Source organism: Solibacillus sp. FSL K6-1781, assembly GCF_038630735.1.
Taxonomy (GTDB): domain Bacteria; phylum Bacillota; class Bacilli; order Bacillales_A; family Planococcaceae; genus Solibacillus; species Solibacillus silvestris.
In genome coordinates this window covers 808,575-834,488 of sequence record NZ_CP152038.1, presented here as the reverse complement: position 1 = coordinate 834,488, position 25,914 = coordinate 808,575, and the positions used below count along the sequence as shown (strand labels likewise).

30 protein-coding genes and 1 other annotated feature are annotated in these 25,914 nt (G+C 38.7%); of the genes, 10 read left to right on the top strand and 20 right to left on the bottom strand.

Going from position 1 to position 25,914, the window contains the following annotated elements; translation table 11 throughout:
• Positions 1-84: 84 nt before the first annotated feature.
• Both MHH37_RS03945 and MHH37_RS03940 read right to left on the bottom strand, forming a co-directional pair.
• Positions 85-903, bottom strand: coding sequence for a thermonuclease family protein (locus tag MHH37_RS03945; RefSeq protein WP_342575094.1), 819 nt, complete (start codon positions 901-903; stop codon positions 85-87).
• Positions 904-1,160: 257 nt separating this feature from the next.
• Positions 1,161-1,742, bottom strand: a complete 582-nt coding sequence (locus MHH37_RS03940) for a phosphatidylglycerophosphatase A (RefSeq protein ID WP_342575093.1) — start codon at positions 1,740-1,742, stop codon at positions 1,161-1,163.
• 119 nt (positions 1,743-1,861) lie between these two features.
• On the opposite strand from MHH37_RS03940, the gene MHH37_RS03935 reads away from it, so the two are divergent.
• From MHH37_RS03935 to MHH37_RS03925, 3 genes are all read left to right on the top strand, one after another.
• Positions 1,862-2,581: an alpha/beta hydrolase-fold protein gene (locus MHH37_RS03935; protein ID WP_065216510.1), complete on the top strand. Its 720-nt coding sequence runs from the start codon at positions 1,862-1,864 to the stop codon at positions 2,579-2,581.
• A gap of 189 nt (positions 2,582-2,770) precedes the next feature.
• A complete protein-coding gene (locus tag MHH37_RS03930; protein WP_008403553.1) occupies positions 2,771-3,286 on the top strand; it encodes a YjcG family protein in 516 nt (171 codons plus the stop codon).
• Between the two features lie 3 nt (positions 3,287-3,289).
• Positions 3,290-3,718, top strand: a complete 429-nt coding sequence (locus MHH37_RS03925; RefSeq protein ID WP_008403554.1) for a GNAT family N-acetyltransferase — start codon at positions 3,290-3,292, stop codon at positions 3,716-3,718.
• A 93-nt stretch (positions 3,719-3,811) separates the two neighbouring features.
• Here MHH37_RS03925 and MHH37_RS03920 read toward each other — a convergent pair whose 3' ends face one another.
• The 6 genes from MHH37_RS03920 to MHH37_RS03895 form a co-directional block, all read right to left on the bottom strand.
• Positions 3,812-4,060, bottom strand: coding sequence for a stage VI sporulation protein F (locus MHH37_RS03920; RefSeq protein ID WP_008403555.1), 249 nt, complete (start codon positions 4,058-4,060; stop codon positions 3,812-3,814).
• Positions 4,061-4,078: 18 nt separating this feature from the next.
• Positions 4,079-4,231, bottom strand: a complete 153-nt coding sequence (locus tag MHH37_RS03915) for a YjcZ family sporulation protein (protein WP_008403556.1) — start codon at positions 4,229-4,231, stop codon at positions 4,079-4,081.
• Positions 4,232-4,294: 63 nt separating this feature from the next.
• On the bottom strand, positions 4,295-4,669 hold the full coding sequence (spoVAE, locus tag MHH37_RS03910; RefSeq protein ID WP_014824604.1) for a stage V sporulation protein AE: 375 nt from the start codon (positions 4,667-4,669) through the stop codon (positions 4,295-4,297).
• Complete coding sequence (locus tag MHH37_RS03905; RefSeq protein ID WP_014824605.1) at positions 4,666-5,661, bottom strand: stage V sporulation protein AD; 996 nt, start codon at positions 5,659-5,661, stop codon at positions 4,666-4,668. Before MHH37_RS03905 ends, spoVAE begins: the two co-directional genes overlap by 4 nt.
• A complete protein-coding gene (spoVAC, locus tag MHH37_RS03900; RefSeq protein ID WP_342575089.1) occupies positions 5,655-6,110 on the bottom strand; it encodes a stage V sporulation protein AC in 456 nt (151 codons plus the stop codon). The genes MHH37_RS03905 and spoVAC overlap by 7 nt, the downstream gene beginning before the upstream one ends.
• Before the next feature lies 1 nt (position 6,111).
• Complete coding sequence (locus MHH37_RS03895) at positions 6,112-6,513, bottom strand: YhcN/YlaJ family sporulation lipoprotein (RefSeq protein WP_008403560.1); 402 nt, start codon at positions 6,511-6,513, stop codon at positions 6,112-6,114.
• A 160-nt stretch (positions 6,514-6,673) separates the two neighbouring features.
• On the opposite strand from MHH37_RS03895, the gene MHH37_RS03890 reads away from it, so the two are divergent.
• Entirely contained in the window at positions 6,674-7,198 is a 525-nt protein-coding gene (locus MHH37_RS03890; RefSeq protein ID WP_342575087.1) for a CotY/CotZ family spore coat protein, read from the top strand.
• Positions 7,199-7,295: 97 nt separating this feature from the next.
• On the opposite strand, the gene MHH37_RS03885 is transcribed toward MHH37_RS03890, so the two are convergent.
• The 6 genes from MHH37_RS03885 to MHH37_RS03860 form a co-directional block, all read right to left on the bottom strand.
• Positions 7,296-7,622 carry a 4-diphosphocytidyl-2C-methyl-D-erythritol kinase gene (locus MHH37_RS03885; protein WP_318255096.1) on the bottom strand — a complete coding sequence of 109 codons (327 nt, stop codon included), beginning with the start codon at positions 7,620-7,622 and terminating at the stop codon, positions 7,296-7,298.
• Between the two features lie 40 nt (positions 7,623-7,662).
• Positions 7,663-9,033, bottom strand: coding sequence for a magnesium transporter (gene mgtE, locus MHH37_RS03880; RefSeq protein ID WP_014824608.1), 1,371 nt, complete (start codon positions 9,031-9,033; stop codon positions 7,663-7,665).
• A 198-nt stretch (positions 9,034-9,231) separates the two neighbouring features.
• On the bottom strand, positions 9,232-10,116 hold the full coding sequence (locus MHH37_RS03875; RefSeq protein ID WP_014824609.1) for an RluA family pseudouridine synthase: 885 nt from the start codon (positions 10,114-10,116) through the stop codon (positions 9,232-9,234).
• A gap of 11 nt (positions 10,117-10,127) precedes the next feature.
• Positions 10,128-10,922 carry an NAD kinase gene (locus tag MHH37_RS03870; RefSeq protein WP_008403565.1) on the bottom strand — a complete coding sequence of 265 codons (795 nt, stop codon included), beginning with the start codon at positions 10,920-10,922 and terminating at the stop codon, positions 10,128-10,130.
• A complete protein-coding gene (locus MHH37_RS03865) occupies positions 10,922-11,599 on the bottom strand; it encodes a GTP pyrophosphokinase family protein (protein ID WP_008403566.1) in 678 nt (225 codons plus the stop codon). Before MHH37_RS03865 ends, MHH37_RS03870 begins: the two co-directional genes overlap by 1 nt.
• 155 nt (positions 11,600-11,754) lie before the next feature.
• Positions 11,755-12,138, bottom strand: coding sequence for a hypothetical protein (locus tag MHH37_RS03860; RefSeq protein WP_008403567.1), 384 nt, complete (start codon positions 12,136-12,138; stop codon positions 11,755-11,757).
• Positions 12,139-12,306: 168 nt separating this feature from the next.
• On the opposite strand from MHH37_RS03860, the gene MHH37_RS03855 reads away from it, so the two are divergent.
• The 4 genes from MHH37_RS03855 to MHH37_RS03840 all read left to right on the top strand — a co-directional run bounded on the left by MHH37_RS03855 (position 12,307) and on the right by MHH37_RS03840 (position 15,211).
• Positions 12,307-12,894 carry a CYTH domain-containing protein gene (locus MHH37_RS03855; protein ID WP_342575079.1) on the top strand — a complete coding sequence of 196 codons (588 nt, stop codon included), beginning with the start codon at positions 12,307-12,309 and terminating at the stop codon, positions 12,892-12,894.
• Between the two features lie 23 nt (positions 12,895-12,917).
• Complete coding sequence (locus MHH37_RS03850) at positions 12,918-13,685, top strand: lytic transglycosylase domain-containing protein (RefSeq protein ID WP_342575076.1); 768 nt, start codon at positions 12,918-12,920, stop codon at positions 13,683-13,685.
• A gap of 309 nt (positions 13,686-13,994) precedes the next feature.
• Positions 13,995-14,393 (top strand): hypothetical protein, encoded by a 399-nt coding sequence (locus tag MHH37_RS03845; protein WP_008403570.1) that lies wholly within the window; start codon positions 13,995-13,997, stop codon positions 14,391-14,393.
• On the top strand, positions 14,390-15,211 hold the full coding sequence (locus MHH37_RS03840) for a DsbA family protein (RefSeq protein WP_008403571.1): 822 nt from the start codon (positions 14,390-14,392) through the stop codon (positions 15,209-15,211). Before MHH37_RS03845 ends, MHH37_RS03840 begins: the two co-directional genes overlap by 4 nt.
• Positions 15,212-16,160: 949 nt before the next feature.
• On the opposite strand, the gene pepF is transcribed toward MHH37_RS03840, so the two are convergent.
• The 4 genes from pepF to spxA all read right to left on the bottom strand — a co-directional run bounded on the left by pepF (position 16,161) and on the right by spxA (position 20,837).
• Complete coding sequence (gene pepF / locus MHH37_RS03835; RefSeq protein ID WP_014824613.1) at positions 16,161-17,969, bottom strand: oligoendopeptidase F; 1,809 nt, start codon at positions 17,967-17,969, stop codon at positions 16,161-16,163.
• 54 nt (positions 17,970-18,023) lie between these two features.
• Positions 18,024-19,151 (bottom strand): competence protein CoiA family protein, encoded by a 1,128-nt coding sequence (locus MHH37_RS03830; protein ID WP_342575074.1) that lies wholly within the window; start codon positions 19,149-19,151, stop codon positions 18,024-18,026.
• 320 nt (positions 19,152-19,471) lie between these two features.
• Positions 19,472-20,125 (bottom strand): adaptor protein MecA, encoded by a 654-nt coding sequence (mecA, locus tag MHH37_RS03825; RefSeq protein ID WP_008403574.1) that lies wholly within the window; start codon positions 20,123-20,125, stop codon positions 19,472-19,474.
• Positions 20,126-20,438: 313 nt separating this feature from the next.
• Positions 20,439-20,837: a transcriptional regulator SpxA gene (gene spxA, locus MHH37_RS03820; protein WP_008403575.1), complete on the bottom strand. Its 399-nt coding sequence runs from the start codon at positions 20,835-20,837 to the stop codon at positions 20,439-20,441.
• A 465-nt stretch (positions 20,838-21,302) separates the two neighbouring features.
• Positions 21,303-21,519, top strand: a binding site (T-box leader).
• 64 nt (positions 21,520-21,583) lie between these two features.
• On the opposite strand from spxA, the gene trpS reads away from it, so the two are divergent.
• Positions 21,584-22,573: a tryptophan--tRNA ligase gene (gene trpS / locus MHH37_RS03815; RefSeq protein WP_342575069.1), complete on the top strand. Its 990-nt coding sequence runs from the start codon at positions 21,584-21,586 to the stop codon at positions 22,571-22,573.
• A 245-nt stretch (positions 22,574-22,818) separates the two neighbouring features.
• On the opposite strand, the gene fabF is transcribed toward trpS, so the two are convergent.
• A complete protein-coding gene (fabF, locus tag MHH37_RS03810) occupies positions 22,819-24,060 on the bottom strand; it encodes a beta-ketoacyl-ACP synthase II (protein ID WP_008403577.1) in 1,242 nt (413 codons plus the stop codon).
• A gap of 117 nt (positions 24,061-24,177) precedes the next feature.
• A complete protein-coding gene (locus MHH37_RS03805) occupies positions 24,178-25,113 on the bottom strand; it encodes a beta-ketoacyl-ACP synthase III (RefSeq protein ID WP_342575067.1) in 936 nt (311 codons plus the stop codon).
• 446 nt (positions 25,114-25,559) lie between these two features.
• Here MHH37_RS03805 and MHH37_RS03800 point away from each other — a divergent pair, with 446 nt between their 5' ends.
• The gene (locus MHH37_RS03800) at positions 25,560-25,757 is read left to right on the top strand and encodes a YjzD family protein (RefSeq protein ID WP_008403579.1); all 198 of its coding nucleotides are present in this window, start codon (positions 25,560-25,562) and stop codon (positions 25,755-25,757) included.
• Positions 25,758-25,914 lie beyond the last annotated feature (157 nt).

Sequence of the window (25,914 nt, the reverse complement as noted above, 5' to 3'; positions counted from 1 at the left end):
ACGCTCAAACACGAAAAGCGCCCCCCCTTTCAGGGAAGCGCTTTTCACATATTCTGCGACTATTTAATTAAACCTTGCAGCATTTTACTGCTTTGCCGGTACAAACCCCGCATCCTTGGCATCTTCTTCTGTACAGAACATTTCTTCAGCTACAGTATTCTCAAAATCACGCTGTCCTGGCATATGGTAAATCTTATTACCTTTGGAATTTATATTTCCTTTAATTTTACAACTTGCGTCATTTTCTGACATGTTCAATCTATCTTCTTCTACAGTAGATTTATTTTCATCGTTTACTGCAGCATAGTATACCTCTTTATCGTAGCCTCGATTCGTTACATAATCCTCAATAGACCAAATGCCGATCGCATTATGTTGGGCCGTTTTTTGAATGGATTTAAACCAGTCGACATGTTTCGTATTTGGATCATAAATATAAGCTACCCGCACAAGTCCGCTTTTCAATAATTGTTCTTGAACGCTAATGCCCTCTTTCGTATAAATATAGGCTAGCAAACGTTTGTATTTATCACGGTACGTTACATCAAATTCGACATAAACAGAATCTTGTCCAGCTAATAACTGCTTTAGAAACTCTTTTGCTTCAGGTCCAAACGGTTGTTCACCTAATGTTTCATGATTTGTTTCCGGGGCGTCTATAAGAAGCAGACGTACTTTTTCTGAACTGCCGTTATATTTAATCCGTATTGTATCACCGTCAATGATGTCCTGCAGTTCGTACTCTTCGAAATCGCTTATATCATATTTTGTTGCAGTCTCTTTCGAAGAAGCTGCAATTCCTTGAATTGTATTGGTTTCACTAGTAGTAGCTGTATTCGTTTCCTCTGTACATCCACTTATTAGTAGTGCAGAAAAAAACAAAGCCATAATTATCTTTTTCAAATCTCTATCCTGCTTTCTTAACCTGCTATAAAATAAACTACGGCGGTTCAATTCATACTGTAGTCTTAACTAAATATTAAATATAGTACAACGGCTAAAATAATCGTCCCACTCGTAATCAATGTTTTAATATCTTTGTCACTCATATTCTGTACCTCTCTTCTATTACGTATAATCCATTTTATCATTATTGAACACATAAAAAAATCTTCAGCCTGAAAAACCGAAGATTGTAATTTTTTATTAAATTACTTCTTTTAGATTTCTTTATTTGCCTTTGGGGTTGGCCCTAGCACGATCGGTGGGATATCTGCAAATGTTCCGCCTTCTTCTTCCAGATCACGCATTCGGTGTGCCAGGCGAGATGCTGCACAAGCCGCGATACTTCCAACTAGATCGTCTAGAAATGTATTTACCGATTCGCCCGCTTTTGTATCAAGCTTTTCAATGATTCCAATTTTTTGCTTATCCAAATGACCGAAAGTTGTTACGGCAATACTTCCATACGTAAATACTGACCCCAATGCCAATGTTTCATCAACGCCAAACAGCCCTTCATCAGCCTCGATAATTGCTTGTAGCGGTGCCGACAGCATTCTTTTCTCTGCCAGTTCATCAAGCTCAATTCCGACTAGCACAGCATGTTGCACTTCACGTTTATTTAATACACGAACAACCGATTGAATGCAGTGTTCGATCGTTAAACCTTCATTATATGGTGACTGCATCGTAAACACGATTTCAGCAATATCTTCAATTGTTACATGACGACGTTCCAACGCGTTATAAGTAGCTTTTGTCACTTCGTCAGAGTGTACGCGAATATTTTTATTATGCATAAGAAATCCTCACTTCTATTTATTTTAAGTATTTATTTCCCGTCTTCTTTCTATATATTACACCTTTATTTTCCTATATGATACAATTTTACATACATCAAAATACAGGGGTGACAACATTGGAGAGAGGCACAGTAAAAGACGTTGCTTTTTTTAGCAATGCATTAAACGAGGAGCTGGAGTTATTAATTTATATTCCAGCAAATTATTCCCCATTATACGAATATAACATTCTAATTGCGTCCGATGGTAAAGATTACTTTCAGCTAGGAGGCATTCCGCGCCTTGCTGATGAACTGATTGATGGCTATCTAATCGAAAATACAATCATTGTTGGTGTGCCATACAAAAATTACGAAGATCGTAAGCGAAAGTATACACCAGCAGGGGATCAATTTGAAGCGTATATGCGATTTTTGGCACATGAGCTCGTGCCTTATTTGGATGACGAATTTTCAACTACACAAGTTGGCGGCGGACGTGCATTAATAGGTGATTCTATGGCTGCAACCATTTCATTAATGACTGCAATCCATTATCCAAATATTTTCGGGAAAGCCATTTTACAATCACCTTATGTAGATGAGCTTGTATTGCAGGGAGTTAAGGATGCGAAAAACGTCGATATTCTTTCGTTGTACCATATTATCGGTCTACAGGAAGATCAGGTTTCATTAAAGGACGGCACGGTCAAAGATCTCTTAACACCGAACCGTGAGCTGCATCAACTGTTCGTTCAACATGGTATTGATACATTCTATGAAGAATTCAATGGAAATCATACATGGACTTATTGGAAACCTGATTTAAAACGTGCACTAATTGAAATTTTCGGATAATACGGTAGGTTGGAAATGTTTATTCACAAATTTTTCTGTTATACTTATAACAATTACGCCTTGGTGTGGCTGTATCTAGATTTTTGTTAGTATAAATAGTTGTATAAAATCTATGCCATTTACAGGACGTCTTACCTTCATTTAGCACGGTGCTAAATGATATTATAAAATTTTTAGGGGGTAATGAATTTGAAATATGGTATTGTTGCTTTTCCATCTAAAAAATTACAAGATTTAGCGAACACTTATCGCAAACGCTACGACCCGCACTATGCTTTAATCACACCTCATATTACGCTCAAAGATGCGTTTGATGCGGATGAAGCTGAAATCGGAGAAATCTCCAAGCATTTGCAGGAAGTGGCATCAAGGTTTGCACCTTTACAAATTCACGCCTCACGAATCAGTTCATTTTATCCAACGACGAATGCCATTTACTTCCGTGTTGAGCCAACACCACAGTTGGAAAATATTCAAAAGTCAATTCAGGAAAAAATTAATTTTGGTGCGCCAAAGCATGTGTTTGTGCCACATATTACAATTGCACAAAAAATGAGCGCTTCCGAGCATGATGATATTCACGGCCAGTTGCGTATGGTTGGAGTAGATGAAAAAGATTCGATCGATCGTTTCCACTTGCTTTACCAATTGGAAGACGGCTCATGGACAACCTATGAAACATACAAATTGACTGGAGCTGAGTAATACGTGTTTGAAGTAAAACTAGTTACAACCGACGAAGACCGCGAACGTGCATTTGAACTACGTAAAGAAGTATTCGTCAAAGAGCAAGGGGTTCCACTGAGTTTGGAATTAGATGAATACGATGAAACAGCCACTCATTTTTTAGTAAATGAAGGTGAAAATTCAATTGCTACAGCACGTCTTCGGGAAGTCGAACCGAAAGTCGGAAAAGTTGAGCGTGTTTGCGTATTGAACAATTATCGCGGTAAACGACTTGGCGCATTAATTATGGAAGCTGTTGAACAATATGCAAAAAAAGCTGCGTTTGAAAAGCTTAAGTTGAATGCCCAAAGCTATGCAATTCCTTTCTATGAAAAGCTGGACTACACTGTCACTTCTCCGGAATTTATGGATGCAGGGATTCCACATCGCGCTATGGAAAAGAAAATCTAATTCTTTAAAACTCATAAAAGGAGAAAAACATCCATTTTCCGCCGGAGAAAATGGATGTTTTTCGTATTATTACGCCACTTTTAACGTTCCGATTTACTTCATCATTTTCTCGATTTTTGAAAAATCCAAAGATTTACCGTCTTGAATGATTGATTGGACAATTTTGTCTTCAAGTTCACTCGTAATCGGTTTATTTGCAAGGCGGCTCACCTTTTTCACGATTTTCCGAACTTGTTTTTCATCCGAGAAATCTGCATACGTCAATGCATTGGCAAGAGTCATAATTTCATCGAAATCAACGCCGGTTTTGCGCTCCACTTTTTTAAAAAACGAACGATCCATACTGTTTGCTTACCTCCCTTAAATAAATACGCTACCAACGATGATAAGTAAAATAAATAGTACAACGATCAATACGAATGTACTACTGTTATTACCCCCGCCATAGCCTGAGGAACCATAATCGCAACCACCTTGTTGCCAACCTTGTTGCTGCCAACCATATCCAGACATACTTATACCCCCCTTTCTATTTTGTAGTGTATGCAAACACTCAAAAAAAAGGAGGGTATTCGTCTAATCTACTTTTCCTTTAGGCTTAAATATTACTGCCGCGATAAAGCCAAACAATATTGCTGCGCTAATTCCGGAGCTCGTCACCTCGAACATACCTGTCAACAGACCAATCCAGCCATGTTTTTCAACTTCAGCCATTGCACCATGTGTCAATGAGTTCCCAAACGAAGTAATCGGAATTGTCGCACCGGCCCCAGCGAAACTTATTAAGGGTTCATATAAATTAAGTCCATCTAAAATTGCCCCTACTACTACTAAAATGGACAATGTATGACCAGGTGTCAGCTTTCCTACATCCAATAATAACTGACCAATTACACAAATTAATCCACCTACGACAAATGCCACTAAAAATGTAAAGCCGATTGTAATCACCCCATCCCGATTTCAATTGCATGTGCTGTGCACGGAATTGACTCACCTTGTTGAAAAGAAAGCGGCGATAAAAGTGCTCCTGTCGCCACCAATAATACGCGTTTGTAACGACCAGTTTTAAATTGTTCCATCATATAGCCGCTATATACTGCTGCAGAACAACCTGCCCCACTCGCTCCTGCCAAAAATGCTGTATCTTCTCCGTAAAATTCAGCCCCGGCATCACGGAATCTTGATAAATCTTCTTTTTTTACACCACTTTGGGCAAACATCGCAATTAAAATTTTTAATCCAATTTTCCCTAAATCACCAGTCATAATGACATCGTAATCCTGAACCGTTTGTGAACGTTTTTTTAAATGTGCCTGAATCGTATCAAATGCTGCTGGTGCCATTGCTCCACCCATATGAAATGGATCTGTTGCTCCGTAATCAATTACTTTTCCGATTGTTGCGGCTTCTACATACGGAAGCTTCGGCTGATGTTTGCCAACCAATACAAATCCTGCTGCTGTTACGGTCCACTGAGCAGTTGCAGGCTTTTGACCTCCATAATCTACCGGATAGCGAAACTGGCGCTCGACCGAGTTGTGCTGACTAGATGCACCGGCAATGGAAAACTCACTTGCACCCAGTTCTGTCAATAATGAAGCAATAACTATAGAAGAAACCGATGTTGCACAGGCAGAAAATAGACCGATAAACGAAATCGCCAGTTCCCGTGCGGCAAAGTTTGTAGGCGTCATTTGATTAACTAAGTCCCCGCCCAATAAATAATCAACATCCAAATTGTTTAAGTTCGACTTTTTCAAAATGATTTGACATGCTTCAGAAATAAGCATGGCATTTCCTTTTTCATTCGAATCTTTTTGCCACCGTTCGTCGGTCGATATTTTGTCAAAATACGTTTGAAAGACACTCCGCTTTTCCAAAGGTCCTACTACAACACCAGAAGAAAGAATGGATGGCTTTGACTTAAAAACTATTACCACGAAACGACACCTACCGATACCAGAATTAATTTAACCAATGTCACAAAAAAGGCCGAAACGACCCCAAACAAAATAACCGCACCTGCAAGTTTGAACATATTACTCCCGACACCTAATACAAATCCTTCCGATTTCCCTTCAATAGCTGAAGAAACAACAGCATTACCGAACCCCGTTACGGGAACGGCACTACCAGCTCCGGCAAATTGGCCAAGTTTTCGATATAGTCCTAACCCTGTCAGGAGCATGGCGAGAAATACCATTGTTGCCACTGTTGGATTGCCTACAGTTTTTTCCGTAAAATCAAAAAACATCATATAAAAAAAGGAAATAGCCTGTCCTACACAACAAATAATACCGCCAACAACAAATGCTTTTAGACAATTAATGGCAAGAGGTGTTTTCGGTGAAATTTGTTCTTTTAACGTATTGTATTGTTGCTCTTTCAAGTTACGTTTCCTCCTTAGCAAGCTTTTTAAGCTCATGCAATTCTTTCAGCATTTTTTTCTGGTTATTTTCCTCCATTAATTTGGTCGATTCCCAGAACATTTTAAAATCTGATGAAACGTTGACTTTACTATCGGAAAATTTATCTTCCAACTTTTTTTTCCAATCTTTTTCAATTTTTTCGCGATTCCATTTTTTAAATGGTTTTAATTGCATAGCGACAAATAATTCATCTTCAAATACTAAAAGATTAGCCTGTTCTATTGCATCATCTTCTTTTAAAAGCTTTTCTACTTCCTGCTGATTTTGTACATTATCTGTCATTGAATACGTTGCAACTTTCTCTCGATCATTGCAGCCTGCAAGAATAAAAAGCAAACTCAATGCCATGAATGCCTTCCGCATAATAGTCCCCCTTTTGTCCATTTTTCTCCAAGTATAACCGTCCGTATTTTGAATTATTCACCTTGCATAGAAGTTTGGGGAAACCTGTTCATTCGCCCGATTCCTTTGACAACCGATTCATATTATTAGTAAGAGTTAAGAATACCGGAGGTGAAAAATTATGGGTTGTGGAAGAGGTAATAATGATGTAGGTGGAGCAGGTGAACATCATCACTCACGTGGTTGTGTCTGTGAGGTTGTTCGTGCAATTTTAGAAATTCAAAATGCAGCAGTACAGGATGAATGTAACCGTTGTACAACAAACTGTTTCTTAGAGCCGCTTGGTGGAATCGTTAGCCCGGCGCGATCAAATGTTGACACACGTGTATTTACATTATTGAACAAGGATGGATCACCATTCTTCGCTACATTCAATACACCAAATGGCTCTTGTCATTGTGTATCAATTTATTTCCGTGTTGAAGATGTATTTGATGGCTGCTGTGCAACACTACGTGTTCTTATACCGCAAGATGACAATGGGCATACAGTTGATTTACTAAACGACTACGGAACTGCTATTGATTTCCGTCAAGTATGTAAAGTAACACAATTTGAAGCTTCAGATAGCTGTATCACAGTTGATTTAGATTGCTTCTGTGCTGTTCAATGTATCGATGACGTAGACCTTGGCATTTGTGACTAATTCACAGGAAAAACACATCTCGCGCATATAGCGCGAGATGGTGTATTTTCTATGAAACGTACTAAAAAAGAGGAGCCATTAACGTGGCTCCTCTTTTTTATAAAGTATGATGAATTAACACAATCTCATTAGCTTTAATCCAGCGTTTCGTATCATAGCAATTCAACAATACTTGACTACCACTGATTTTATCGATTGATCCGTGTATTTTTTCGCCAGATTTCAAAATAAACACCAATACCCTTGGCTCTTTCGTCGGCTTCGAAAAATAATGGAGCTGTCGGGCAATAAGCGCATTTTCTATTTTTTCAGTTGCAGGACGTACATAAATTGATGTACTTTCTTCTTCTACTTCGACCCGCTTTTCTTGTATATAAACAGGACTTGCAATAAAAAGTAATGGGTGAATTTCCACATTCCACATCCTTTTTCATACAATATGCAAAGTCTTTTCAAATCGTTCCTTACAGAATCCGGCTAATAAACGTCGTTGCAAGGCCAAGATAAATAATAATACTTGTAACATCATTCAATGTTGTGATAAAAGGTCCTGATGCGACGGCAGGGTCAACACCCAGCTTATGCATTAAAATCGGAATGAACGATCCAGCAAGTGTTGCGACAATAATCGAGCAGCAAATTGCTGCTCCGACGAGCAGTCCGATCATTAATGTACCTTTCCAGAAGAAAATGATTCCGACAACAATAGCACCACTTACAATTCCCATAATAAGTCCTGTACTTAATTCCCGAACGATCAGCCTGAATTTACTTTTCCCGCCAATATCCCCTGTTGCAATCCCTCGCACCGCTACAGCCAATGCCTGGGTTCCACTATTACCGGATGTACCGGAAATAAGCGGTATAAATGTTGCTAGCAAGGCGACTTTATCGAGCGTTGCTTCAAAAATCCCCATAAGTCCTGATGTCAGCATTCCTAAGAACAGTAAAATAATGAGCCATGGCAAACGCTTGCCCGCTGCACGTAATGGACCCGCATCATTATCATCCATATCTGCAATACCTGCCAGCTTGGAATAGTCGTCCTCTGCTTCTTCTTCAATAACGTCGATAATATCATCGACTGTAATAATCCCTTGAAGTTCACGGTTCTCGTTAACAACTGGAATTGCCAATAAGTCATAGTCCTTTATTAAGTTTGCGACATTTTCCTGGTCATCCGTTACTTTTACCGATACGACACGTTCGCTCATAATGTCGCGAATATATAAATCACCTTCAGCAACAATCAGTTCCCTTAAAGACATGACACCGAGTAGTCGATGTGCCTGATCCACGACAAAAATATAGTAAATCGTTTCGGCTGTTTGGGCTTCCTGACGCAGTACACGCATTGCCTCACGAACCGTTGCACTTTCTACTACCGATACATATTCCGTCGTCATAATGGCGCCGGCAGTATATTCTTCATAGCCTAAAAGCTCATTAATTTCATCGACCGTTTCTTCATCCATCATTTCCAAGTAATTTTCCCGTTGTTCGGTATCCAATTCATTCAGAATATCTACCGCATTGTCGGTATACATGAAGCCGAACATCGCTGCACCGTATGATGGATCCATCTCATCTAAGTAAGTTTTATATTCATCATCTTCAATTTCAGTTGTTTCAAAAATAATTGCCATTTCTTGAGGAGACAAGTAACGATAAATAATCTGTCGTATGTCCGGGCCCACCTCTTCATAAAACTGTGCTTGATCATATGGATGGAGTACTAGGAAATGTTCACGGAACGACTCGATATTTTCTTCATCAAGCAGCATTCGCAAAAACGCTTCATCGTACTGGACTTCATCATTTTTTTCCTCTATCATGCTTGCCCCCTCCTTTCAACATTTCATAACGAGTTATTTTATGATTAATTCATATCTCTCGTCAAGGCTAATTACGTTTTATCATTATTTTTTTGTATATACAAAAATTGACCAATGACTAACACAAATTCCTTCTCAACAGTATATTCCCATTTTCCCCAAAAATAAAAGATGCCAATGAAATCTTGGCATCTTACATTAGTAAATCAATGTAGAAATCTCTTCTGGCAACTTGCTTTCAAAGTGCACTCTTTCTTTCGTTAACGGATGTTCAAATTCAATGTAGCGGCAATGGAGTGCCTGACGATCAATGAATGTATGAGTACCCCCATATAATTCATCCCCCACTAATGGGTGGCCAATATAAGCCATATGAACACGTATTTGATGGGTTCTTCCAGTATGAAGCTTCAGACGAATATGTGTCATGTTATTTTTACGAGTCAGCACAGTCACATCCGTATGTGCGAATTGCCCGTCTGGCCGGACTTCACGTTCAATAATGCTCGTATCTTTCCGTCCAATCGGAGCGATGATGGATTGCTGATCTTGTACAATGATGCCTTCTGCAACTGCTTCATATTCGCGGTGAATTTGTCCCTTTTTTTGCTGTTCACTCATTAAATGATGGATATGACGGTGCTTCGCTATAAGCATCAACCCGGACGTATCACGGTCAAGCCTTGTCACAATATGAACAGTTGAAGCATGCTGCTGCTGTTCAAAATAGCCATATACAAGGTTTGCAAGCGTATTATTGGGGTGTTCCCGGGAAGGAATTGAGCTCATAAAGGCCGGTTTGTCGACAAGAAGCACTGCCTCATCTTCGTACACAACCGCTAATTCTCCTTGTACGGGAATCAGCCCTTCACTTGCTTCTTCTACCGGGAAAATAATCGTCACATCATCGCCTTCTGCCAGCCGGTGCCGTACATTTCTTTCTTCGCCGTTAACCAAAATTGCCCCACCATCAAATTTGATAGCAGTCAATGCACGCTTTGAAATGCCCCATTGAGCAATTGCATCACGCAAAAGCTCTTGATCAACCTTATTCGTAAATTGTAATTGAAATCGTTTATCCATATACCCTCATTCTATTCATTCGAGATAAATGAATCGTGCACACGTTCCCAAAACGGGAATGGTCTGAAACGTGCAAACCGCACTTTTTCATTTGCCACATTAAAAGTAATCGATTTTACATCGGTTTCCGTCATGCTAATATGATCGACCGTCATATTAAATTGCTGCTCATGTACGGGTTTTAATACACAGTTATGGTGTGCCGGCAATACTAAAGAAGATCCGACCGTCCGGAAAACGCGGTTATTGATCGATGCCATTTCTGTTATTTGCAAGGCCTGCAATGTCGGATGAATAATCGCGCCGCCTAATGCTTTATTGTATGCTGTACTGCCTGACGGTGTTGAAATACATAAACCGTCTCCACGGAAACGCTCAAAATGCTCACCGTTCAGTTCCACATCCATCACAAGCGTTACGTCCGGTGATTTAATCGTTGCTTCATTCAGCGCAAGAAACGTACTGGAGTCGGAATGCAGGCGATGAACCTGAACTTCCAATAACGGGTATTCCACGACATTGTATTCCTTTTTGGCAATCGATAATACTAACTTTTCTAGCTCTGAAGGTTTCCAATCGGCATAAAAGCCTAAGTGTCCTGTGTGGATGCCGACAAAAGCTGTTTTATCCAAACGGTGCAAATAGCGGTGGAACGCATGCAATAATGTCCCATCGCCACCAATCGAAAGAACAATTTCCGGCTCTTGTTCATCAAATTGTAAACCGAAATCAATTAAATAAGATTTTGCGAGCTCCATCAATTCATTTGATTGGTCATCTCTGCGTGATTGTATTGAAAACTTCATTAGTTGTCACGCTCCTCTTTGTCAGTTGACTTATGGATAGCTGTATTCGTTGCTTCTTTTATTTCACTGAAATATGCCTGTGCCTCTTGAATTTCACTTCTAATTGAGGACATTTCCTCATCTAAACGAAATGCTGCTTCGGCTGCGCTTTGCAATCGATTTTTTATTTCTTCCGGGAAAATCCCTTTATACTTGTAGTTCATGGAATGCTCAATTGATGCCCAGAAGTTCATCGCCAATGTACGAATTTGAATTTCTGCCACGACAACGATGCGACCTTGAATCGTTTCTACCGGATATTCAATAATCATATGGTGTGAGCGATATCCGCTCGGTTTACTATGTGTAATGTAATCTTTTTCCTCGATCACTTTCATATCATTACGCTGACGGATTAGCTCGGTTACTGTTGCAATATCATCAACGAACTGACACATAATCCGTACACCGGCGATATCTTGCAATTCATTTCCTAAACGCGCAGTCGGTTCGAATGGTATCTCTTTATCAAGCGATTTGTCATATATACTAGCAAGTGGTTTTACACGACCTGTAACAAATTCAATCGGCGAATTGGCACTCATAATACCAAATTGCGAACGCATCCCTTTTAATTTAATTTTAAGTTCATCCACAGCTTGTCGATATGGACTCAAAAATACTTCCCACTGCCCCAATTTAAAAACCCCCCAACTAGAAATAGTTCATTTCTGTCACACTATTTCATCAACACGTTGTTTCAAACAATTATACTTCTTGTGAACGAGAAATACACATTTCACACCTAAATCGCGTGAAATGATTCTTTTTCTTGTAATAATTAAGTTAAATGCTATTTATTTAAGAATTCGGCAAATGCCTTTTCGATATTTTCAACAAATTGATCTCCATAGTTGCTGTTGCCTTCAATATTATAAAGTAATCCTTGTAATTCATCAGCAAATTGTTGTAGCGGCAGCAAACCGTCTTCCACTTTCAAGTATGCTTTCTGCTCTGCCAATAACAGCTGTAATAGTTGCGGCCATACACTTTTTGAAAAGCTTAAATAACTGTATGCCTCATTTTCTTCTATGATATATAGAAACGCCTCATTATCCGAATCGACGATAACTTGCCCTGTCGATTGCAATTGGCTAAGTTGTTTCTTTTCATTTAAAATAAAATAGATTTCATTATGTACTACTTCAACATGTTCAATTATATATACGTTTCGCAATGAATTAATCTCCTTTTTCTTTTCATAACCGGAAAATGTCCGATAATAAAATTGATGATTCATCTACCCTTCACATTTTACCATAGGACACTCGATTGGTGCAGAAACGTTTGACTTCTTTAAGCCGTTGAATTTAATTGAAAACTATTAACAAAAAGGACGATGACAATGACACAGCAAATTGAAATAGAATTTAAGAATATGCTAACAAAACGACAGTATGAACAGCTTCTTGAAGCATTCTCCATAAAAAACGAACAAATTATTCGCCAGGTTAACCATTATTTTGATACTAAAGAAAACGATTTAAAAAAAATTCACAGTGCTCTTCGAATTCGTGTCGTGGAAGATTCGATTGAATTTACGTTAAAAGAAAAAGCTTCCAAGCACCAGCATTTAGAAACGACAGATTACTTAACAAGTGAGGAAGCAGATCGTATGCTGGCCGGTGAAGGAGTGCCCCCGTATTCTGTAAACGAAAGACTGGCGCTATTTAATATTCCGGTAGGCGAGCTGCACTGTTACGGATCATTGACGACCGACCGGGTAGAAATCCCATACAAAGGCGGTTTGCTCGTGTTTGACCATTCTTTCTATTTGCACTGCGACGATTATGAGGTAGAATATGAGACACATGATGAAGCAGTAGGAAAAGAAATTTTCTCTGAATTTTTAGCACATCATGCAATTGAGCCACAGCCTGCGCAAAAGAAAATTGTGCGCTTTATGATGGCTTTAAACAATCAGAAAGGCTAGGTGCTGTGATGGATATTTCATCGATGAGAACATTGCTTGAACTTCAGGCAATTCAAAATTTAAATACATCCAATCAGTCAAGCTCAAGTGTATTGTCATCATCTACGTCGACTTTATTTTCCGATTTAATGAGCGACATTTTAGACGGACAATCATTATCTAGTTCGCTAAATGGCCTAGGTGATGTGAGCACTTTCCAACAGTTAACGGATTCCGACCAAACTTCTAATTCACAGCAGCAAAAATCGGCTGCTCAAAACTATATCGCATCCTTTTTATTGAACAATTCTACAAACTTAACAAATTTACCGGGGACATTCAATACCCTTTCGGCAAGTAGTGAAGCACCCACAATTGAACAGTATATGACGGATTTCACAAGAAAGACCGACGTAGCAAATTTCTTTGCCGGTGCTGAGACTTATGAAGCAGAAATTGCTGCTGCCGCAAAGAAATACAATTTACCCGAAAAACTGATTACTTCCGTTATTAAACAAGAGTCGAATTTCAATGCCTCTGCAACAAGTGCTGCCGGTGCATCCGGTTTAATGCAGCTCATGCCTGCAACAGCACGTTATTTAGGAGTTTCTGACCGCTTTGATCCTGCCCAAAATATTATGGGTGGTGCAAAATATTTACGCCAAATGCTCGACCAGTTCGATAATAATGTGGAAACAGCCCTTGCTGCGTACAATGCCGGTCCTGGAAATGTTAAAAAATATGGTGGCATTCCGCCTTTCCAAGAAACTCAAAATTATGTTAAAAAAATAATGAACTATATGAGTGTTTAATTTTTTACAGGAACCAGTGAAAATCGGAAGACGAAAGCAAAAAGGAATTTTGAGATGTAATTGTAAATGCTCCTGAAATGCTCTAATTTGGATTTGCTGGAAAATTGATGTGGGGACCTATTAAATCAACAATTCCAACATACTTTTAATAGAAGTGGATTGCCCTTCAAATTTTTTGGCAGGGCACTTTATTTGTTAAAATGGCCCTACGTTGCTAGAATGATTGTATCGCCTAAATGAAATTTACATTACTTACATGACATTCATATTTCATATACTGGCAAAGAAAGACACAAAGGAGTATAACTAATGAATCGAAAATATACGATTCCTTATGAGGAACTCGGTGCTGAAAAGCTTTCTGAATTAATTAACGCGTTCTACTCTCGAGTGGCGAAGCATCCTTTATTAATTCCTATTTTTCCTGAAGATCTGACGGAAACAATTCGTAAACAAATACAATTCCAAACGCAGTATCTTGGAGGGCCTAACCTTTTCAGTGAAGAACATGGTCATCCAATGATGCGTGCTAGACATATGCATTTTAAAATTACACCCGATCGTGCCCAGGCATGGCTTGAATGTATGGCAGAGGCGATGGACGAAGTGGGCTTGGACGGGAAATTCCGTGAAGTTTACTATAAGCGTCTCGTAATGACTGCTCACCATATGGTCAACGCCCCAAATGATGAGGAGGGATTTGAGTGAATAATATCCAACTTTTACAGCAACCTGTTGCACCATCCACATGTAATAAACCGATTGAGCTTTATATTTTTATTGACCCCCTTTGCGAAAAAGCATTATCTCTTCAAACGACAATGCGTAAACTGCAAGTAGAATATGGTCATTACTTTACATGTCGATATGTCCTTAGTACGGAACTCTCTGCTCTCAACAGCATGACGAGCCGGATGAAAGGCTGTGTTTCCGGAGCGGAATTGGATATTACACATCCAGCATTACCTTCAATTGCAATTAAAGCGGCTGAACTTCAAGGAAAGCGAGCAGGTTTCCGCTATTTAAACAAAGTTCAAGAAGTAGCGACACTTAATACACGCAATATCAATTCCCATGCGACATTAATTGAAATCGCCCAGCAAGTTAACCTGGATATGGATGAGTTCGTGTCCGACTTTGGTTCAAAAGAAGCAGCTCGTGCCTTCCAATGTGATTTATACTTAACACGTGAAATGGAAGTTGAAGAAATTCCAAGCATCGTATTTTTCAATGAATGCATTGAAGATGAAGGCCTGAAAGTAAGCGGTTCTTATAATTATGAAGTTTACGAGCATATTTTAGCAGAATTGCTTGGGGAAGAATTAATTCGCCAACCGGTTCCCGCATTAGATGAGTTATTCGATCGATTCAGCACCTTAACAACAGCTGAAGTAGCCGAAATCTACTCAATCAATGAACAACTGGCAGAACGTGAATTAAAGAAACGCATGCTTCAGCAAAAAGTAGAACGCATCATGACTGACGAAATTACACTTTGGCGTGCAAAAGAACGCACGACCTACTAAATAATTTATAAAACGCACTTATACAATATTTTGACCAGCTATGCATTCATGCAGGGCTGGTTTTTTGTTTTCCGGAAGTTGTGCGAAGAAGGAATAAGGTAAGTGAATTCTTTTAGGGTTGTAAGAATAGATATAGGTAAATTTGCCCCTGTGCTCGTTTATACGGCTGTGAATGAAGAACTTGCTAGCATCCAGTTAGGGAGAGTTTAAAAGCTGTTGTGAGGGATTCAGAAGCGTTTTTGGATGAAGTGCAGTAGCGCTTGTTTTATTCGCCGTTCGGATTGGAAAAGTGGCATTTTTTAGGATTAAATTAGAACGTTTGCCTTGGAATGTGGAAAGTTTCGAGTGAGATGAGGAACACTTGCCTGATTAAGTAGAACGTTCTCTCTTTATTCGCCAATTCAATTGGGAAAGTAGATTCTTTTGAGGTGAAAGTTGAATATTTCCCCTCGTATGTAGAAACTTTTCATTGAAATGTGGAACACTGGTCTGATTAAGTAGAACTCCCTTTCCCCTTTAACCCGAGAGCACGAATTAGATAGAAGAATAAAACAAAAGAGGCGCCTTATTCTCGAGAAATAAGACGCCTCTTTTTCACAAAGGGGATGGGAGAAATGTTCACGTTCAAACAAAGGGGTGTATGTTTGTTATGTGATTTATTTCACGAGTATTACTCTATCATGGAATAATATTTCTTGCAATGTATCTTTCACAATTTCACAAATTCGTCATATAGTAAGCGTTTCCATTCAAAGAAAAGTGGTTTAAAACAAAATGTCATAAATATGTAGTCAACACCTCGCCTCAAACGCCGATATATCAACATTTCTAAACCCTTTCCCCTTAATATTAACCGCAATCTTTTTTCATCAAATTCATCATCTAATAAGTAAATTTCCATTTTTTCAAGCAAAAAACGCACCTGAAACAGATGCGTTTTCACAAACTATTAATTATTTAATAATAATTTTTCAAGCTCTTCTAGCTTCTCTTCGAATACTTGACATGCCAATGCAATTGGTTCCGGAGATTCCATATCTACACCCGCAGCTTTTAATACTTCGATTGGGAAGTCCGAGCAGCCTGCTTTTAGGAAATTGTTAATATAACGCTCAACTGCCGGTTCGCCTTCTTCTAAAATTTGTTTAGATAATGCTGTTGCCGCTGATTGACCTGTTGCGTATTGATATACGTAATAGTTGTAGTAGAAGTGTGGAATACGTGCCCATTCCAGACCAATTTCCTCGTCAACTGTCATTGCATCACCAAAGTATTGTTTGTTTAGATCGTAATAAATCGATGTTAATTTTTCCGATGTAATCGATTCGCCTTTTGCATCCAATTCATGAATCATATGCTCAAACTCAGCGAACATTGTTTGACGGAATACCGTACCGCGGAAACCATCCAGCCATTGATTTAATAAATAGATTTTCTGTTTATCATCATCTAATGTTTTCATTAGATGATCAAATAATAGTTCTTCGTTACATGTTGAAGCTACTTCTGCAACGAAAATCGAGTAATCTGAATATTGATATGGCTGGTTGGCACGTGAATAATAACTGTGCATCGAGTGGCCGAATTCATGTGCCAATGTATAAAGGTTATTCACATTATTTTGCCAGTTCATTAAGACATACGGATTTGTACCGAATGTTCCCGAAGAATAGGCACCGCTGCGTTTCCCTTTGTTTTCTAGCACGTCTACCCAACGGCTTTCCAAACCTTTTTCGACGATTTCCTGATATTCTTTACCAAGTGGTGCGAAACTTTCTACCATCGTTTTCTTTGCTTCGTCATATGTTACTTCCATTTTCACTTCTTTAACAAGCGGCGTAAATAGATCGTACATATGCAGCTCATCTACACCAAGTACTTTTTTGCGAAGCTCTACATAACGGTGTAATGCCGGTAAGTAATCATGGATTGTTGAAACAAGCTGGTCATACACTTTTTCAGGAATGAAGTTATTGCTAAGTGCTGCATGACGAGCGGAATTGTAATTACGAACTTTTGCATTTACATTATGTGCTTTTACATTACCTGCTAATGTAGTCGCAAATGTATTTTTATATTGACCATAAGTTTTGTAAACGGCTTTAAATGCTGCCTCACGTACTTCGCGATTGTCGCTTTCAAGCATTGTAATGTAGTTACCGTGCGTAATTTGTACTTCTTCGCCGTCTTCCCCTTTAATTTTCGGGAATTCTAAATCAGCATTGTTTAATGCGCTGAACGTTTTGCCGGCTGTCGATGTCACTTCCGAAAATTGAGCAAGTAATTCTTCTTTTTCAGCTGATAGGATATGAGGACGGCCTAAGTTAAGTTCTTTTAAGCTTTGTTCATATAATGAAAGTGGTTCATAACTTTCCACATAGCTGTTTAATGTTGCTTCATCCAAAGCTAAAATTTCAGGCGTAATAAATGACCACGCTGCCCCTACGTTTGTGAGAACAGATCGCACACGACCATCCAGATCTTGATATTTACTGTTCGTAGTATCCTGGTCATGTTTTAAATGTGAATATACGTACAATTTGTGTAAACGCTCGTATAATGCATCGCTAAATTGCAAAGTGTTGTATAAGCTTTCCGCACTATCCGCTACTTTTCCTTTATAATTTGAAGCTTGTTTTGATAATTGCTCAACTTCCTTCAGTTCAGCTTCCCACGCTTCATCCGATTCAAAGATTGATGTTAAATCCCATGTTAATTGCTCCGGTACTTCTTCACGCGTTAAAATTTGCTTTGCCATTTATTTGCCTCCTACTATTCCGATATTCGAAATTATAAATCTATTTAAACAATTTCAACATCCAATTGCAACCAATTCGTCGTATAGAATATTAAAAAGTTGTTCTTCGGCTATATTTTCATCCAGTTGCTCAATTTTAAGATGTCTTAAAATTGTTAAATAATGTTCCACCGCTGTTTTCCGCTCATTCGTCAGCTCCAATTGACTCCATTTGAAAAAGTAAGGAATCGCTTTCACATTCATCGTTTTAGGTGTGAGCGCATGGGCGTTCATAAAATGAAAAAGCCCTACTTGCCATTCTATACAGAATCGGTTAAAAGCATGCGTATTGCAGACAGGAATCCCTAAAAAAATCGGTAAATTCGTCATAGTTAGCCTTAATTCATAAATGGCTCGAAAAAATCGATCGTTAACTCCTTTTTTACTCAATAGTAGACGGTTATGGATATAGTACTCCCGATAACTCCTGTATTTTTTTAGCAGCAGATGAAATTGTGATTTTGATATTTTCTCTGGAGCTAAAAGCGGAAAACGTTGTTGGCTGAGGGGCAATGGCTTAACGACAGTGAAATACTGCAATTTATGAAGATGGATTAAATTGCTTATATAGTAGAAAGTTTTACTTTTCTCATCGTAGGTGATGAGGTATTTCTGCTTTTTATACTGTTTCATAAACTGCGCGTTTGTATGATTAATTGAAATTTTTACGATACCGGGACTTTTGAATTTTTCGGGAGTGTGCAATATCCAGATCGGTATGATTTCAGCATTTAAATAGCCGGTTGTACGCAGTTGAAAAGATGGATGCGCGATTGGGCTGCATTGAAACTCAATAGCATATTGGTGATCATTAAATGCAATGAGAAGATCTGGTCTTTGTTGAAGCTGTGGTAAATACGGTTCAAGAACGGGACGTAGCAGAAGGCTTGTAAAAAGTTGAAAGAGGTGTTGTTTCCCGAGGAGATGCGCGGCAGATTCCCCTTCTGAAAACAAAGAATCACATTCACTATTTTTTTGATGGGCAAAGTGCGGGATTTTTATTTGACCAGCCTTTAACAGAAGCTGTTCTTTACATTGAGGACAAAAAAAGGATTGCTGCTTTTTTAATCTTTGTAACTCATCCGGCGGCAGTTTCGACGTTAAATAGAATAATTGCTGTTGTTCCGTCAAAGCGACCAGCATTCGCTCCCCCCCTTTTTTATCCATCTTAATGAACTGAAAATTCAATTTCAACTTATAAATAGTAACTATTGGAAACTGGTTTTTTCAAAGGATTTCTACTTTTATTGCTTGCCGTTCCCTTTTATAGACGAACTTTCCACTTTTCCGTCACAAGGTTCTACTTTCTCGATGCTCTGTTCTGCTTCACACGCACTATATTCCACTTTCCTCAACCATATTCTACTTTTGCCCCTCTATATTCTACTTCCACCAACCAGATATCCCACAGCACAAACACAAAAAAGCCACCTGAAATCAGGTGGCTTTCGTAAACTGCTGTCCTAATCAAAATACGTAATGATTGTTTCGAAGCAGTCTTCAGCAATGATTGTTTCCCCGTACTCTTCAAGTCGGTGCGCTGTAATTTTGGAAGCAGCTAAATATTCAGTACATAAAGCGATGATATTTCTCGCTTCCTCGCTTTCCAAATCTTTTAAATCTACATATAAATAGTAATAATCTTCCCATTTATACAACACAGACTCTATTCCTAATGGTGCTGCGCGTTTTGCAAGAGGTACTAGTTCGTCAATATCTTTAAATCGGAATCGGGCATTTTCAAGCGATTGTTCTTCTTCTTTTGCAGCTTTGCCAATCGCATTGAAGATCGATTCTTCCATTTCATTTAATTGATCTGATATATGAAGGTCATCTTCAAAGTTGCCTGTCATTGAAGAAGTTTCGGAGTCATTACCTACAGACGCGCGTGTAACAACGACTTCCAATCCACTTTCTGAAGCGTTAATATGAATCCAAATTGGACCATCTAAATCGAAATAATCATCTGTATTTATTTCACCAATGATATCCCAGAAAAGCTCTTCACCTTTTGCGCGATTGTACCATATTTCTTCACGAGTATAACCACGGTCCTCGATATCACTATACGTAATAAATAATTTTAGCGTATTTTCATTAATGCGTTCGATGTCCATTAGACCTCAACCCCCTTCACAGTCATTGTATAGAACGTCGCTTTATTTCCAAGTGGCATACAATATGGCGTTCTATTGCATCGGAACTGAGATACTTTTAAATATTAGAAGTATCTATAACTCTATTGTATGATGGAATCGATTAAAATGAAAAGGAAAAACATTATTCAGCATAAATTATTTGAATAATTGAAATTGTATTGCACCACTCCATTTAAATCAAGTAATTAAGGTGTCTTTCTAATATGTTCTAAAATAAAAAAAAGATGCTACAATTGCACAATATGCATCCGTAACATCATGAGCGGTCTATTTAGTTAACCATGCGTTGGGCTTCTTGCAACTGGTATGCTCGTACTTTACGAGGCAGGAATCGACGAATTTCATCTTCGTTATAACCGACTTGCAGACGTTTTTCATCTAAAATAATCGGACGGCGTAATAATCCTGGATATTCCTGAATAAGCTCATATAATCGCTGTAATGGCAATGTTTCAACATCAACATTCAACTTTTGGAAAATTTTCGAACGCGTCGAGATAATTTCATCGGTACCATCTTCTGTCATTCGTAAAATCTCTTTGATTTCACTAATTGTAAGTGGCTCGGAAAAAATGTTGCGTTCTGTATATGGGATATCATGTTCCTCTAACCATGCTTTTGCTTTTCGACATGAAGTACAACTTGGTGAAGTAAATAATGTTACTAACATTGGCTCACTCCCTCTCTAATTGATTTCAATTCAATTGCTAGATGTTGCTTCCTTTTATGAAGAAGCACAAATGTATAAATAAAACTCAATTTAGAATTAATTTAATTTAAGATTCTGTTCCCATTATACATGAATAACCCATGTTTGAATATACAATGTCAACAAATAATTCAACTTACGTAACAAATTTTATTACGTATTTCTCTCTAATAAGCACACTTTCTAGAATTTTGCGCCATATTAAAATTTACCCATAAAATAGTAAAATAAAACGTACTGATTTTTAAAGTTTTTTCTCATTTATCAAATTGTAATTGAGAAAAAAGTCAGATAATATCATGCCATTTCTTAAAATATAATTATCTATTTACTACTATTTCCATTTTCACTTTGTTTTATTCCTATTTCTTTAAATAAAACAATTGCTTTCTTTTCAATACTTACGTTATAATCCATTCAAGATTATGAAAAACGATGACGAAGAGTAGTACATTTAATTTGAATGCCTAGAGAGTCTGTGGTTGGTGCAAACAGATCATTCGTTAAATGGAATGGACTTCCGAGTTAGCTTGATGAACGTTTCTATTAGTAGTCCAGCTCGTCGCCTTCACGTTACGAAGTAAAGTGGCCAATTGAGGCAAGCTGGGTGGTACCGCGGATTTTAACATCATTCGTCCCTTCTATTTTCGAATAGAGGACGCATGATGTTTTTTTATTTTCATTTGATTTTTAAGGAGGAACACCCAATGAAAACCATCTTTTCAGGTGTACAACCAACAGGAACAATTACTTTAGGGAATTATATCGGTGCGATTAAACAATTCCCCGCTTTACAGGAAAACAACAACGCCATTTATTGCATCGTGGATCAGCACGCAATTACTGTGCCACAGGACCGCCTTGAGTTACGAAAAAATATTCGCTCATTGGCAGCAATGTATATCGCATGTGGCATTGATCCGAAAAAATCGATTTTATTTATTCAGTCAGAAGTCCCTGCTCATGCCCAAGCAGGCTGGATGCTTCAATGTATCGCTTCAATCGGAGAATTAGAGCGCATGACACAGTTTAAAGACAAATCGACAGGTAAAGAATCCGTTTCTGCCGCACTTTTAACATACCCGCCGTTAATGGCTGCCGATATCCTTCTGTACAATACAGACATCGTACCAGTTGGTGAAGACCAAAAGCAGCATATTGAATTAACACGCGATTTAGCTGAACGTTTCAATAAGCGCTACAATGATGTATTAACGATTCCTGATATTCAATTGCCGAAAGAAGGCGCTCGTATCAAGTCATTGCAGGAGCCAACGAAAAAAATGTCAAAATCCGATACAAATTCAAAAGCTACGATTCGCCTGCTTGATACAGCAAAAGAAATCGAAAAGAAAATCAAATCCGCTGTAACAGATTCTGAGGGAATCGTTAAATTTGATATTGAAAACAAACCGGGTGTATCGAACTTGCTTATTATTGAATCTGCGCTATCCGGTACAGCGATTGCAGATTTAGAAGCAAAGTATGAAGGCAAAGGCTATGGTGATTTTAAAGCTGGAGTAGCGCAGGCTGTTATTGACCATTTAACACCAATTCAAGAACGCTATTATGCACTGATTGCCTCACCGGAACTTGATGAAATTTTGGATGAGGGTGCAGTAAAAGCGAATGCCATTGCCTCTAAAACACTCAAGAAAATGGAGAACGCGATGGGCTTAGGCCGTAAACGACGCTAATCATCCCACCAATAGCAACAATCAGCAGATACAACTCTGCTCCATGTACAATGTACAGTAATACAGCATGCCATGAATAGCCGAGCGTGCGGTAATTCAAGTATAGAATCATATTACTGATCGACATGACACTGAGCCCATAAAAAAATAAAAATAGTACGAAGCGTGTCAAAACACCATCCTTCGTACAACTATACGAAAAACGAACGTGCGATAGAAGAAGCACGTTCGTTTTTTGTCATTTATTAATCTGTATATTTTTTGAATAATAAACAAGCATTATGTCCGCCAAAGCCCAGTGAATTGCTTAACGCATATTCAACTTCCGCTTTTCGTGCGGCATTTGGTACATAGTCCAGGTCACATTCCGGATCCGGATCCTGTAAATTCATTGTCGGCGGCAAAATGCCTTCCTTCAATGCAAGTACCGTAAAGATTGCCTCAATCCCGCCTGCTGCACCTAATAAATGGCCTGTCATACTTTTCGTTGAACTCATCGCCAATTTATAGGCATGGTCACCAAAAACAGTTTTGACTGCCTGTGTTTCAAATAAGTCATTATATGGTGTACTCGTACCGTGTGCATTAATATAACCAACGCGGTCAGGAGATACTTGTGCATCATCGATCGCCATTTGCATCGCACGTGCTGCACCTTCACCGTTTGGAGCCGGTGCTGTAATATGGTGGGCATCCCCTGTTGAACCATAACCAACGACTTCTCCGTAAATTTTAGCACCGCGCGCTTTCGCATGTTCATATTCTTCTAAAATTAAAATCCCTGCACCTTCACCTATAACGAAGCCGTCACGGTTTTTATCAAATGGACGTGATGCAGTAGCCGTGTCCGGATTTAACGATAACGCTGTGTTTGCACTGAAGCCTGCAACCGCCATTGTTACGATCGGCGCCTCTGCTCCACCCGTAATCATCACATCCGCGTCTCCACGTTCAATTACTTTAAACGCATCACCAATCGAGTTAGTTCCCGATGCACAAGCCGTTACGGAACAAGAGTTGACCCCTTTTGCCCCAAGATAAATCGATACTTGACCTGAAGCCATATCTGGAATCATCATTGGTACGAAAAACGGGCTCACACGTCGAACACCGCGTTCCTGGAAAGTTAAAAACTGCTGCTCATGCGTTTCCATTCCGCCGATCCCTGACCCGATCCATACGCCTACGCGTGGCGCCATTTCCTCTGTAATAGTCAAGTTGGCATCTTTTGCAGCCATCATAGAAGCAGCGATCGCATAATGTGTAAAGCGGTCCATTTTGCGCGCTTCCTTCTTTTCAATATATTCTTCTATATTAAAGTCTTTTACTTCTGCCGCTACAGACACAGTAAACTTACTCGTATCAATTCGTGTTAATGGTCCAATACCAGACTTGCCTGCAATTACATTTTCCCAGGCTTGCTCTGCACTGTTTCCTACTGGCGTTACTGCACCGATTCCTGTAACAACAACTCTTCTTTTCTCCATTATTTAACACCCTTTTCTAAGTTAAGTTCTTTCCTCTATTTAAAGGTTAATTTCCATTTTAGTCGAACGCTTTCCAAAGGGAAAAATATTGTACCATTCCCCCAGGAGCCCAAGTTTTTATTTACCCCACTTTAATGCGAGCGCTCCCCATGTAAGCCCACCGCCGAAACCGACTAAAACAACGATATCATCATCTTTGATTTTACCAGACTCCAAATCTTCTACAATCGAAATTCCGATTGAAGCAGCAGATGTATTGCCGTATTTTTGGATTGTTTTCGACATTTTTTCCTCTGGCAAGTCAAGACGCTCTCTTGCGGCTTCCATAATGCGGATGTTTGCCTGATGCGGCACTAAATAATCGACATCTTCCTTTGTCATACCTGCCTTTTCAATGACATTTACAGCCGACTCGCCCATTTGACGAACCGCAAATTTAAATACTTCACGACCATTCATCGCAATGTGATTTTTAGGATTTAAATAAAGATGCTTTCCACCTGTTCCGTCAGCTCCTAGTTCGAAAGCCAGAATACCGCGCCCTTCCGAAACTTTTCCGAGAACGGCCGCACTTGCACCATCTCCAAAAAGGACAGCCGTGTTGCGATCATCCCAATCCACAATTTTCGACAGTTTTTCAACACCTACTACTAACACATATTCATAACTATTACTCTCAATAAATTGTTTGGCAATAGCCGTTCCATAAATAAATCCTGAGCATGCAGCGGACACATCCATTGCGCCACATCCCGATATTCCAAGTCGCTCTTGAATCTGACAAGCTACACTCGGGAAATTCTGATCCTGTGTAACGGTTGCCACTACGATTAAACCGATTTGATCTGGCGTAATACCTGCGTTTTCAATCGCTTGCACTGCTGCTTTATATGCTAAATCCGATGTTTCTTCATTCTCAGCGATAAAACGGTTTCCAATACCTGTACGAGAACGAATCCACTCATCTGATGTATCTAAAACATTTTCAAAATCCTTATTTGGTATAGCTTTTTCCGGAACATATTTCCCCATCCCTATAATACCGGCATTCATATAATAGCCCCCTTGTTTTCTCGTGAATCAAAAAATATAACTAATTATTAGTAGTTGGTACTAATTATAGAGCATAATTATTTTGAACACAATTAAAATTTCCGGAAAACGAGGAATTGGACATTTATTCTTGTTTTTCTCCCCATTAAATTGGCTATAATAACTGAGAAACATCGTAGAGAAATTGAAATGCGGATGGACGTTTATTACGTTTAAATTTTTTAATGAAACAATTCTTAAAAACGAACATTGTTAACGAAACAAATTCGAGCTAATCTTCTCTATTTTCCTGTTAATTCCTACTTAAAAAAGCGATAAAAACAGGCATTTATGACAACTTGAAGAATAATTTGATTCGCCCTTTTAATTTCATGAAGGCTTGTGGTATGATATTGAAGATGTAATTTCACAATAACGTTATAAATAAGTTCAATGAGGTGAATTTGATGCAATATATCATTACGTTCTTTTGGTCATTCTTATTAGTTTCAATGCTAAACTATGTAGTAAGTTCTGTATTAAGTGTAGATTTTAACTTCATGAATGGCGTAATCGTATCATTAGTATTCAGCGTATTAGTTATTATTATCGCTGCAATCATTCCAAACGAATCAACTCCAGAAGCAGAAGCAGAGCATCATTAATAGATAACAAGGGGCTGTCCGGTAAAATTACTGGACAGCCCCTTGTTATTTACCGCTCTATTTGTTGCGGCGCTTTACTGCCTCATTTTTTATTAGAACGCTTCTATACAATATTAGAAGTTACATACTTGATATTAGAAAAGTTGGCTTGTTTATT